Below are 12,233 nucleotides of genomic sequence, written 5' to 3' on the forward strand. Positions count from 1 at the left end.
TTGGCAGGCTTAATAATTATGAATTACTTAATCAATTTCAACATCTTTCGCCGTAATCGCAATTTTACCTTGTTGTATATCGGTCAGTTCGTTTCCTTTGCCGGGACTATGATCACAGGGGTTGCGCTTCCGTATCAGGTTTATACCCAGACTCATTCTACGTTAATGGTGGGACTGCTCAGTCTGGTGCAATTGCTGCCGCTGCTAATCACCGCGCTGATAGGCGGTGTATTTGCCGACAAATATCATAGACGCATGCTTTTATTGTCGGCTGAAGCTGTGCTCGCCGCGGGAAGTTTGTTGCTGGCTGTCAACGCCTGGCTGCCTGTTCCGCAGATTTGGGTTATGTTCGTTGTTTCTTCCTTTATGTCCGCATTTAACGGCTTGCACCGGCCGGCACTGGAAAGTATTGTGCAGCAAATTGTCCCAAAATCGGATTTGCCGACTGTCAGCTCACTGGCGTCCCTGAAAGGCAGTGTGGCGATGATAGGCGGTCCGGCAGTAGGAGGATTGCTGATCGCCAGCGTTGGTCTTGTTGCAACGTATATGGTGGATGTGGCAAGTTTCATGGTTTCGCTGACCGCATTAATTCTGATGCGTAATATTCCCAAGCCGCAAAATGTTCGCGATGATTCCACGCTGACTTCTCTCAAGCAGGGTTTTCGCTATGCATTTTCCCGGCAGGAACTGGTTGGCACTTACGTGGTGGATTTTATTGCCATGATCTTCGGCATGCCTACAGCCATTTTTCCAGCTATTGCCATGTCATTTGGAGGGGCGAAAGTTCTGGGCATGCTTTATGCCGCGCCAGCGGTGGGCGCGCTGGTGATTTCATTCTTTAGCGGCTGGGTCAAACATGTGAAACGGCATGGCGTGGCGATTGCCGTGTCCGCGACACTTTGGGGCGCGGCCATTGTATTGTTTGGATTATCCGCGAATTTCTGGGTAGCCTGGTTTTTTCTCGCGCTGGCAGGTGCGTTCGACGGCATCAGCGGCATATTTCGCATGACTATGTGGAATGAAACCATTCCACATGAATTCCGGGGCAGGCTTGCCGGCATAGAAATGATCAGTTATCTGAGCGGCCCCAGACTGGGTGATACGGAAACCGGATTGGTTGCCGCCGCGTTCGGGATCACCGCTTCCATTGTGTCCGGCGGTGTCTTGTGTATCGTTGGCGTAGGAGTTTGTTGTCTGTTTCTGCCAAAATTCCGACAATACCATTCCGAACAGGAATGCCAGCCCGGGGACGGACACTCTCTGTCTTCGGCATGAAAAATGAATTAACGAGATGAGAATGCCAGCATATGAATAATCTTGTTATTGGAGCCGGTTATCTTTTTGACGGGTTCAAGCTGATCACGCGCCGCGGGCTCCGGCGTTTTGTCATCATTCCCTTGCTGATCAACGTGATGCTGTTTGTCGGAATGTTTTTTTTGCTGCGTCATTTTGTTATTCAGTTTGACCAATGGTTCGCTCAGCTTCTTCCTTCATGGCTTCAATGGCTGAGTTCGGTATTATGGCTGATATTTTTTCTCAGTTTTTTTATTATCATTCTTTATACTTTCTTCACGCTTGCCAATATTGTGTCAGCGCCATTTAACAGTTTTCTGGCCGAACAAGTCGAGTTATATCTCACCGGGAAAGTGCCGGAAGAGCGCGGGTTGGCGGATAACCTCAGGGATATACCCCGCATCATCGCCAGGCAGTTATCCATCATAGGATACTATATACCGCGCGCGTTACTCATATTGATTTTGTTTTTTATTCCGGTTGTTCAGGCGGCAGCCGCGGTCGTATCGTTTCTGTTTCATGCCTGGCTCATGACGCTTACATACATGGATTACCCTACTGATAATCACCGCGTTTCCATGCCGGATGTGCGCGCGTGGCTTAATGTTCGGCGGTTTAGTTCGCTGGGTTTTGGCGTCAGTGTTCTGGTTTGTTCCATGATTCCAGTATTGAATTGTTTTACGATTCCAGCCGCGGTTGCGGGCGCGACCAAATTCTGGATTGAGGAAGGCAATGAAAACCGTCAGCATTCATCAAGGTAGTTAATCGATATGAAAATGAATTTAATGATTTCAGTGGTCGCTGTCCTGTGGATAGGCATGATACTGGCGATAGGCATGGAAAGTGTCGTAAAATTCTCCACGCCCACGCTGACCAAACCGGTGGCGTTTGATGTGGGACGGACCGTATTTGGCGCGTTCAATAAAGCGCAGCTAGTGTTGCTTGCCGCCATGATGGTAGGTGCGTGTTGGGCCTCGTTGCCTAAATGGGACTGGGCGTTTTTGACAGTTCTAGCCTTGGCGATGGCCGCGCAGATAATCTGGCTTTTTCCTATATTAAGCGCGCGCGTTGACCTGATTCTGGCTGGGGTATCCCCACCGCCAACCAGTGCACATGCGTGGTATGGAATGCTCGAGGCGGCCAAATTCATACTGCTTGTCATCTTGGCAATCCGGCTATTCAGCTAGCAGAAAAACCTTGCGCATCCAGGCGCTTATTCCTGAGTCCGGGCCTTTCTGAAAGGTTCATAAGATATTCTTTAAGTACATTAATCTATTGGCAAATATTGTCTTGAGCCTGCCGCCTTCATTTTTGTCTTCCCAATCTGGGCTATAGTTAAATAAATCATAGGCAAACGAAGTCCAAAACAAAATATTCAACTCTTGGCGAGGGGGGTGGAATATGAAAAACATTGTAATTGCAGGCGCGGGCCCTATCGGATTGTATATGGCTATCCGTCTTACTCAGATAATCAAGAGCCTGGGGCTTAGCACCACTGTCACACTGGTGGATCCCAGGGCGGGGCAATATGACCGCCCGGGTGTGGTCGCGAACAAGGCCCTGGACTTGATCAGCCAAGGATTGAAGATATATATCCCCGTTGTTCAGCAAGGTGATGATACGGGTACATCCATGTTTATCAAGGATATGGAAATGTCGCTGCACAAGATCGCGGTCAGCATGGGGGTGAAAATCATACAGGGCAAAGTGGAAGATTGCGACGCCGAGAAAGTGCGTGTCAGTCGTCCAAAGAAAGAGGATCTTATGCTGCCCTGTGATCTGGCTCTGGACTGCACCGGGCCCAGAAGAACATTGGTGAAGCTGGTCAATGCAAAACACGCCGGCATGGAACCATTTACCATACAAGACGTGGGTGACAATCCGATTAAAAATCATTTTATCGCATATGTCACCATGGATGAAATGAATGCGGCGCTTGTCTCTGAAAAAAAACACCATGATCCTCTCAAGCATACTTTGGCGCTGGAACGATTGCGTACCGAATTCGGGTGGCCGCATTTTATTGAGCCTGAATTTTCTTCCAGACGATATACCATTAAAGGGACTTCCGGCCAGCCTGACAGGTATCGTTATTATTTTTATTTTGAAATTCCGCCGAGTATAGCAGAGGCGGATCCAGGCCGGCAGCTGGAATGGCTGCGTGCGCTGATTCACTTGAAGACTGAAAATGAAAATGTTCAATTTACCGTGGATGAGGGAAAAATGAAATTTATTCCTTTCGACGTCTACCCGCGTAAAGTGAATGAGGCTTATTCGCTAAAAGATGCATTGACGCCAATGACTGCTCCCATGGGTGACGCTCAAATCGAGCCGGATTATCGCCTGGGCGTGGGTATCTGGAGCGGAGTGTCCAGGGCCAATGCCTTGATTGAGTCGGTGAGTCAGGTTCGCGATGAATTGGAGTTTGATTGGAAACGGTATGAGCATTTCGTCAGTATTCCCATGGGCACTCATGCAGGCGAACTCGAGAGTGATTATCGTATCAAACATGAAGCCCTGGTATCCGCCATGGAAAGAGAAAGCAAACGTTATCAGGAGGCTTTGGCGGCCACATCGGTCGCCTCAGAACAGGAAATCATCCTTCAAGGATTGAATGAAATCAACCGCCGTCTGGCCATGCACTTACTCGGAAAAGCGCTCGCCGCATTTGAAAAATCGGTTGATATGGAAAAGAGCAATCGAATCCTGCTGAATAAACATAATGACATCATACACGCCCATGATTTGGCAGTCTGCCTCGAATCATTGACCAGGGCGCTGGCGATAGTTCCTGCATCCTGCACGGTTGAAAAAGACCGTGTCACGAATGCGTTATTCAATCTGGCGATGAGTTATAAGCAGCTGGGTAATCAATATTTTGTTAGTCGATATATTGATAAGGCGACAACTTGTTACCAGCTGTCGCTGGATATATTGGAAAGACAGTTAAAAGGCATGCACCTGGATGAGCAAGCCAGGATTTATTCCAATTTGACGCAGGCGGCAATAAAGAAAAATGATTTTGATCTGGCTGTCAAATATGCCAATCAGGCACTGGAATTGATGCCGGTAGTGGAGATGACTAAGAAGGATTTCTTTTTTAACAAGGTAAAATACCACAAATGCGTGGCGATGCTGAATAAAATGGAAGCAGAATTGTCTCGGCCAGGATGCGATATCCAGAGCAAGCAAATGGAATTACGAGCTGTTACCGATCTTTATGATGAATTCAAGTCCAGCATAGAAAGCAAAGATGCCGAGGTGATTGATAAAACACTCATCAGTATTAATAAAAAACTGAAACCAGGAAAAGAAGTACCGGGTCAGGGCGTGGGATATGTCTGACAAAGATTGTTCCGTCAGTCACAAGTATAAGCTCTGGCTGCAGCGGCAATGTCATCTTCATTGTTGTGGTTTATCATGTCAATGCGGGTAATAATGGAAGGTAATTCCAGGCGTGCGAGGCAGTCAGTGAGAGGGACATCGTGATTGTCGAATGCTTGTGCGAGTTCGTCGGCTTTATGTGGTGAGACTGAAAATGTCATGGTCGCGGCGGGTTGGCTGGCGTTAACATCTCTCACAATCAATTGCGAATAAAATGGCGGATCATTATAAATGAATGTTATGACAGCCCTGCCAATCTGACATCCCCGATTCATGAATTTGAAATGGGTCAGCCCGGTGGTGGGATGATTGACGATGCGGTTCATGTCGCTGCTGGTTTGCGCAAGACGAGCCTGATCGTCTACAGGCAGACTGTTCACCAGATCGAGAATGAGTTCTTCCGGAAGTTGTTTAAAAAAGCTGAACATAAAAATGGCGCCTCTCTCAATGTGTCAATGCAGGGGTTGCGGGCTGCGGTATTCCGGCGGGCAGTTCTGCCTGTTGTTCCGGGGTTTGAGATGCGCGCGCAGCTTCGGGCAATGACAGGTAGACACGCTTGCCGTCGACCAACTGCAATATACCTATGTTTGCCAGTTTCTGGCAAACGTTAGCGCTGGCTTCGCAAAGATAAATCCTGATGCCGCGGTGATGATATTGTGTCAGCAACTCGCTGAAAGTTTCCAGGCCTGTCATATCCATAAAGGGTACGTGTCTGAGCCGGAAAATAATGGCTTGCGGGTCATTGTGCGTCACAGCCAGGGCGTGTTCAATTTTTTCAGCTACGCCGAAAAAGAGCGGTCCTTGAATAGAATAGATAACGGTATCGGCCGGCAGATCGGCAATGCCTGCGTTTTTCAGTTCCTGATGTACATTATCGGGTGTTTCCTGGGCAATTCCTGCAGTCTCGCTGCTGCGGCGAATAAAAAACAGCATGGCGAGCAAGACGCCGGCGTTTACGGCGATAATCAGATCCGTAAAAACGGTGAGTATGAAGGTCGTCAATAAAACCACGACATCGTAACGGGGCGCGCATTTGATGATATGAACAAAGTGCGGAAGGTCGCTCATGTTGTAGGCAACCACAAATAATATCGCGGCCAGTGTGCAAAGCGGAATATAAACGGCTAGCGGCGCAAGCAGCAGGATCACGAGCACCAGAAATATGGAATGCGTAAGCGCTGAAAGCGGACTGCTGCCTCCATTGCGAATATTGGTTGCCGTGCGGGCGATGGCGCCAGTGGCGGCAAAACCGCCGAAGAGGGGGGCGAGCATGTTTGCCAGCCCCTGGCCAATTAATTCCTGGTTGGAGTGGTGACGCGTGCCTGCCATGCCGTCCGCGGCCGAGGCGGACAACAGGGATTCGATTGCGCCAAGCAGGGCGATGGAAAATGCCGGCCCGATTAATTCAATCAGTTTGTTCCAGGTGACGGTGGGAAATTGCAGAGTAGGCAGATGCTGGGGAATGCCGCCGAATGCGCTGCCTATGGTGGCTACGTCCTGGAATTTAAATATCATTTGCAACGATGTCGCGGCGAGCATGGCGATTAATGGTCCCGGCAAGCGCCTGAAAATACGGGGGGAAATGATCATCACCAACAAGCTCATGACCGCAAGAGCGGTGGTGGCGGGATTAAGGTCCGGCAGGGCGGCGCCAGCAGACAATAATTTTTCGTAAAAATGCGCGCTAAGGGGAACGTTGACAGTGAGACCAAAAAAATCTTTCCACTCCCCGGCGAAAATGATAAATCCTATGCCGGTAGTGAAACCCACAATAACCGGGTCGGGAATGAATTTAATAACATTACCCAGTTTCATGACGCCCATCAGGATGAGGATAATTCCTGCCAGCATGGTGGCTGTTTGCAAGCCTTCGACACCATATTGCGCCGTCACATGGGCGAGTATAACGATGAACGCCCCGGTGGGTCCGGCAATCTGCACCCGGCTGCCGCCAAAAATACCTACCAGAACCGCCGCAACAATGGCGGTGTATATGCCTTGTTCAGGCTTGACCCCTGACGCGATGGCGAAAGCCATGGCCAGCGGCAGGGCAACGACGCCTACAATCAAGCCGGCAGTGATATTGGGAAGCCAATGTTTTTTATCCAGTAATCCCGCGCGGTAAGCCTCGATGATAGCCAGCATGATGACCTTTAATCCGGGTTGTAATTCAGAAGTGATTGCCATTTTATACCTTTCGCATATTAAAATGCGAGCCATAAACCATTCTGGCATGCCGACGATAAGGCAGACGGGTTATTTTTGCTTGGCGTCAGACTGAAAGAGGGGAAGGTATTGACCATAACCACGTTTTTGCAATTGATCCACAGGTATGAATTCAAGTGCTGCTGAATTGATGCAATAACGATGATAAGCGGGAGGAGGCCCGTCATTAAACAAGTGGCCCAGGTGAGAATGACCATGCTTGGACAAAACTTCGGTTCTTTCCATGAAGTAACTATGATCCGGTTTTGTCATGATATTGCCTGCCTCCAGAGGTTTGGTAAAGCTGGGCCATCCGGTATGCGAATCATATTTGTCCGTCGAGCTGAATAAGGGTTCGCCTGTTACAACATCAACATAAATACCGGGTTTTTTATTGTTCCAGTATTCGTTTTGATAGGCGGGTTCAGTTCCCTGTTCCTGCGTGACTTCGTATTGAAGGGGCGTCAGATGCTGCTTGAGATACTGATCACCGGGGCGCTGGTAAAGCGTGTTAGCCGCGGTGGATGAAGCAGCAGCGAACGCAACTGCCGCCGCTATGATTTTGATCATTCCTCCTGACATTCAGTCGTCTCCCGTAAAATATTTCGCTGCTCTTATGCCTTAGAGTGGTTTTGTCGGGATCATTGTAAAAATTTTCAATGTGTTAGCATCAAGCTTAACAATCAATTTCTGAGGATATGCTATATTTATTATAGCCTACTCACGCGCATATGACTTAAGGAATAGATCCTGGCATCTGAAAAGCTTTCATAAATGAAACGAAAAGCAGATCAAGCGAGGAGGTGCGTATGCAAGCGAAAGATGTTATGTCACGTAAACCTGAATTTCTTCCACCCAGTGCCACACTTAAACAGGCTGCGGATCAAATGCGGACCCATGATTATGGTTTTATTCCGGTAGGTGAGAACGACCGCCTGATCGGTGCCTTAACCGACAGGGATATCGCGATCAAGGCAGTTGCCGAAGGATGGGATCCCAACAAGAAGACAGTCAGGGAAGTCATGCACAAGGGTGTATATTTCTGTCTGGAAGATGACCCCCTGGAGAAGGTAATCCAGCAAATGGAAAAACTGCAGGTACGCAGGCTGATTGTGCTTAACAAGAGCAAGCGTATGACAGGAATTATATCCTTGGGTGATATTGCGACAAAATCCAGGAATGCAAAACTTTGTTATGAACTCGCAGAAGCGGTATCTCATCATTGACAGGGAGTGCATGCGCCAGGCATCTGGTCTTGGCGCATGATGATGAGCAGGGAAAAAAACAGTGGAAAATTTTCTGACAGATGAACAGGTGACCCGGAAAAAGGAGGTTTTGCCATGAGTCAAATTATCAAGCGTCCACCTTTGGTTTCAAGCCTGGCTGAGTTGCAGCAAACCATTAACCGTTTGTTTGATCCGACATTGATTGAACAAGAAGATGGTTTTTCCAATCTGCTGAATTCAGACTGGATTCCCACGATAGATGTCAAGGACGCGGGGTCGCATTTTTTGATCACGGCAGATATTCCCGGCGTTGACCCCAAAAAAATCGATGTAAGCATGGATAATAATATCCTGACCATCAAGGGACAGAAGGAAACCAAGACCAAGGAAGAGCGTAAAAATTATGTCCGCTATGAGCGGTCTAAAGGGACATTCTGCCGGAGCATCAGCTTGCCGGATGTGGTGGATGCGGGAAAAATCTCCGCCAAGACTAAAAACGGGGTCTTGGAAATTATTGCACCCAAAAATAAACAAGGCACTAAGCGCAGCATTAAAGTGAAATAATCCGTCATCGTGCAGGCGCGGGCTAGTCTGTCAATCTGTCAAACTTGAATTCATGGAGGACATTCAACAAGTGTCCGTGGTGTATTCGCTTTTTTCTTTAGTTTATTAATAAAAGGTTCCCGGTTGCAGCTTTCATGGCTGCAGTGTTCGTGCATGGCATAACTTGTATGAATGCAGGTCAGATGATACTATCCCCTGATTAATAAGTGATCAGACATGGGATTTTTGTTTATCATGCAATTAAAATCATTTTTTTCAGCGGGTTATCTGTGGCTGTTTCTGGCTGTGCTGCCAGGCGTGATATCAGCAGGAAATGGCGATGGCAAGACCAGACAGTTTCCGCGCGGTACGCACGAAGTCTATATCGACCAGGCGGAAGATGTGCGTACCGATCTGCTGAAAAATATCGCGCCGGTGATTGAGAAATCGATAGCCCAGGGTCAGTATCCCGGCGCGGTGATATTGATCGGCCATCAGGGGCGTATTCTCTATAGGGGGGTATTCGGCAGCCGGCGAATATTGCCGGATCCGGCTCCCATGCGTTTTGATACCATTTTTGACCTTGCTTCTTTGACTAAAGTGGTTGCCACAGCGCCAGCGGTGATGCAACTGGTCGAGCAAGGCAAGCTGGATATTGATGCGCCGGTCGCAAAATACTGGCCTGAATTCGCGAAAAAAGGAAAGGGATCTGTCACTATACGGGAATTGTTGACACACACATCAGGTCTGCCGCCTGAAATTTCTCATCTTTCCGGTCATGCCAGTGAGCGCGAAACGCTTGCACAAGTGACCACTCTGTCTTTACAACATGCTCCGGGGAAGTCTTTTGTCTATAGTGACGTGAATTTTATTGTTCTGGCCTATCTCGTTGAAGTGATTTCCGGTCAGCGTTTTGATGTTTACGTGCAGGAGAACATCTTCAAACCGCTTGGCATGCAGCATACCCGTTATTTACCGCCTGAGAACCTGCGTGACCAGATCGCGCCGACTGAAGTCGTTGATAAAAAACTCCGTTGGGGCCAGGTTCATGATCCGGCTGCTTATGCGCTAGGCGGTGTTGCGGGTAACGCTGGTGTTTTTTCTGACGCGCATGATCTGGGAATTTATGCCCAGGCATTGTTAAACGGAGGAAAGCTGCCGCGTGAATATCATTTTGGATCGAAGAGGATAAAGTATTTCCTTGGTCCGCTTGCTGTCTTTAAAATGACAACGCGGCAGACACCCGAAACTCTGCTCGACAGCCGCGGGCTGGGATGGGATATTGATTCGCGCTATTCTAACCGCGGCGTGTTATTCCCTGTCAATTCTTATGGACACACGGGCTGGACGGGGACATCAATATGGATAGATCCGGTGACGCAAACCTGGATGGTGATGCTGACCAGCAGGGCGCATCCAGTGCCGGCCAAAACAAACCAATTGGTCTCGGATCGTCGAACCATAGCCAATATCCTCTCGGCGAGTTTTGTGAACATCACTCAAATCGGCCTGAATAATACCGGAAAAGGTGAATTGAGCCGCGCTTATAAAAACGTTTGAGTCTGATGCTGGAGTATAGAATGAAAAAGACAATCTTTCTTCTGGTGTTTCTGCTGGGGTGTCTGGGTTTGACGGTGTGGTCGCCCATACAGCCTGGCGCGGAACAGACCGCATTGTATTTGCCGCTGCTGCAGGGGAAGAAAGTTGGTGTATTTGCGAATCACAGTTCCAGAGTGGGCAATGCTCATCTTGTGGATATGCTGCGCAGTCATGGCATACAGGTGACAAAAATATTCGTTCCCGAACACGGATTTCGCGGCGATGCCGATGATGGTGATAAAATCGAAAATTCCAAGGATGCGAAAACAGGTATTCCCATCATTTCGCTGTACGGCAGGAAAGTGAAACCCGCACCGTCCGATCTGGAGGATGTTGACGTTCTCATTTTCGACATACAAGATGTGGGCGTGCGCTTTTATACCTTTATTTCATCCTTGCAGAGATTAATGGAAGCCGCGGTTGAAAACGACAAGCCTCTCATTATCCTGGATCGTCCCAATCCCAACGGGTTTTATGTGGACGGCCCGGTCATGAATCCGAAATATAAATCCTTTACCGGCATGCAGCCTATCCCTATCGTGCATGGAATGACGGTTGGCGAATATGCCAAGATGCTGGTGGGCGAGGAATGGCTGGAGGTAAAGCCCAGGTCAAAAGCAAAATTCCTGAAGTTGACGGTGATTCCTAATGCTCATTATTCTCATAAAAGTCTTTATGAGCCGCCTGTCGCGCCCTCGCCCAATTTGCCGGATATCCAGTCCATTTACTGGTATCCTTCCATAGGCATGATGGAAGGAACGGCAATCAGCGTGGGCAGGGGGACGGATACGCCATTCCAGGTGTTCGGCCACCCGGCTATCAAAACTGCATTTTCATTCAAGCCGACATCGAGAACAGGCGCGCGGCACCCGTCTTATGAAAACAAGATATGCCATGGCTGGAATCTGGGAGGCACGCGCAGAGAGACATTAAAGAAGATCGGTGGGAAGCTGCAAATCAGGTATATTATGGAAGCTTATCGTGCGTTTCCTGACAAAAAGCGTTTTTTTGCGATCGGAGAGAGTGATTCGGACATGAATACGTTGATGAGACAGATCCGCGACGGCGTGAGCGAGAGCGACATCAGGAAAAGCTGGGAGCCTCGTTTGAGCGCGTTTAAACTCATACGCAAACAATATCTGCTTTATCCGGATTTTGAATAAGCTTTGCAAGAGGGCGGTTCAGGCGCATGGATTGAAATTCAGGGAATCAATATGAAAATATTCCGGTTTTTGCTTTTTTTGTTTTGCGGCATCCAGCTTGTTTACGCTTTGCCGCCAGGATTTGTATATTTGAGTGCTGTCGATTCGGAGATCATGCAGGAAATGCGCTACGCCGGCTATCATAATTTTATCGGCAGACCCGTAAGCGGTTACAAGTCAAAAGTCTGCATTTTGACGCGGCAGGCTGCCAATGCCTTGCGCAGTGCGCAGAGAGAATTATCCCGCTACTCATTATCACTAAAAGTGTATGATTGTTACCGCCCCGTCAAGGCGGTGGAAGATTTTGTTGTCTGGAGCCGGGATAAGTCCGATCAGAAAATGAAACTGGAATTTTATCCTCATGTGAACAAGGCTGATGTGTTCAAGCTGGGTTATGTCGCGTTACGTTCAGGGCATAGCCGCGGCAGCACGGTGGATTTGACCATCGTTTCAATCCCCGCCGCCCATCAGCCGGCGTATCATCCCGGCGTGCCGCTTGTGTCCTGTGATGCGCCGCCTGGCAAACGCTTTCCGGATAACACCATGGACATGGGCACGGGTTTTGATTGTCTGGATCCCGCGGCGCACGCCATGAACCGGGAAATTTCTGCCGTTGCGTTCAGGAACCGCATGCTGCTCAGAAAAGTCATGATCGCTAATGGTTTTGAGCCGTACGAAAATGAATGGTGGCATTTTACTTTCAGGCCGGAACCTTATCCGGATACCTATTTCAATTTTGATGTCGACTAACACTCTTTTTATCCGCCAGGTGCCGGTATAA

Annotated in this window: 12 protein-coding genes; 9 read left to right on the forward strand and 3 right to left on the reverse strand. The window is 48.6% G+C overall.

Annotated elements, in window-relative coordinates; all coding sequences use genetic code 11:
* Positions 1-18: 18 nt before the first annotated feature.
* From AQULUS_RS04770 to AQULUS_RS04785, 4 genes are all read left to right on the forward strand, one after another.
* Positions 19-1,275: an MFS transporter gene (locus AQULUS_RS04770; RefSeq protein WP_148338957.1), complete on the forward strand. Its 1,257-nt coding sequence runs from the start codon at positions 19-21 to the stop codon at positions 1,273-1,275.
* Positions 1,276-1,307: 32 nt separating this feature from the next.
* Complete coding sequence (gene cysZ, locus AQULUS_RS04775) at positions 1,308-2,054, forward strand: sulfate transporter CysZ (RefSeq protein ID WP_148338958.1); 747 nt, start codon at positions 1,308-1,310, stop codon at positions 2,052-2,054.
* 9 nt (positions 2,055-2,063) lie between these two features.
* Positions 2,064-2,480 (forward strand): hypothetical protein, encoded by a 417-nt coding sequence (locus tag AQULUS_RS04780; protein WP_148338959.1) that lies wholly within the window; start codon positions 2,064-2,066, stop codon positions 2,478-2,480.
* Positions 2,481-2,694: 214 nt separating this feature from the next.
* Entirely contained in the window at positions 2,695-4,638 is a 1,944-nt protein-coding gene (locus AQULUS_RS04785) for a hypothetical protein (RefSeq protein WP_148338960.1), read from the forward strand.
* A 14-nt stretch (positions 4,639-4,652) separates the two neighbouring features.
* Here the strand turns inward: AQULUS_RS04785 and AQULUS_RS04790 are convergent, their stop codons facing one another.
* The 3 genes from AQULUS_RS04790 to msrB all read right to left on the reverse strand — a co-directional run bounded on the left by AQULUS_RS04790 (position 4,653) and on the right by msrB (position 7,464).
* Positions 4,653-5,105 (reverse strand): F-box protein, encoded by a 453-nt coding sequence (locus tag AQULUS_RS04790; RefSeq protein ID WP_148338961.1) that lies wholly within the window; start codon positions 5,103-5,105, stop codon positions 4,653-4,655.
* 16 nt (positions 5,106-5,121) lie between these two features.
* Positions 5,122-6,864 (reverse strand): SulP family inorganic anion transporter, encoded by a 1,743-nt coding sequence (locus AQULUS_RS04795; RefSeq protein ID WP_232051836.1) that lies wholly within the window; start codon positions 6,862-6,864, stop codon positions 5,122-5,124.
* 69 nt (positions 6,865-6,933) lie between these two features.
* Positions 6,934-7,464 carry a peptide-methionine (R)-S-oxide reductase MsrB gene (gene msrB, locus AQULUS_RS04800; RefSeq protein WP_232051837.1) on the reverse strand — a complete coding sequence of 177 codons (531 nt, stop codon included), beginning with the start codon at positions 7,462-7,464 and terminating at the stop codon, positions 6,934-6,936.
* Positions 7,465-7,691: 227 nt separating this feature from the next.
* Between msrB and AQULUS_RS04805 the strand changes: the two genes are divergently transcribed.
* From AQULUS_RS04805 to AQULUS_RS04825, 5 genes are all read left to right on the forward strand, one after another.
* Positions 7,692-8,108: a CBS domain-containing protein gene (locus AQULUS_RS04805; RefSeq protein WP_148338962.1), complete on the forward strand. Its 417-nt coding sequence runs from the start codon at positions 7,692-7,694 to the stop codon at positions 8,106-8,108.
* 114 nt (positions 8,109-8,222) lie between these two features.
* Positions 8,223-8,672, forward strand: coding sequence for an Hsp20/alpha crystallin family protein (locus AQULUS_RS04810; protein ID WP_148338963.1), 450 nt, complete (start codon positions 8,223-8,225; stop codon positions 8,670-8,672).
* Between the two features lie 216 nt (positions 8,673-8,888).
* Entirely contained in the window at positions 8,889-10,211 is a 1,323-nt protein-coding gene (locus AQULUS_RS04815; RefSeq protein ID WP_148338964.1) for a serine hydrolase domain-containing protein, read from the forward strand.
* A gap of 20 nt (positions 10,212-10,231) precedes the next feature.
* On the forward strand, positions 10,232-11,413 hold the full coding sequence (locus AQULUS_RS04820; RefSeq protein WP_148338965.1) for an exo-beta-N-acetylmuramidase NamZ family protein: 1,182 nt from the start codon (positions 10,232-10,234) through the stop codon (positions 11,411-11,413).
* A gap of 51 nt (positions 11,414-11,464) precedes the next feature.
* The gene (locus tag AQULUS_RS04825; RefSeq protein ID WP_148338966.1) at positions 11,465-12,202 is read left to right on the forward strand and encodes a M15 family metallopeptidase; all 738 of its coding nucleotides are present in this window, start codon (positions 11,465-11,467) and stop codon (positions 12,200-12,202) included.
* Positions 12,203-12,233: the final 31 nt, after the last annotated feature.

This window comes from Aquicella siphonis, assembly GCF_902459485.1.
Classification (GTDB): domain Bacteria; phylum Pseudomonadota; class Gammaproteobacteria; order DSM-16500; family DSM-16500; genus Aquicella; species Aquicella siphonis.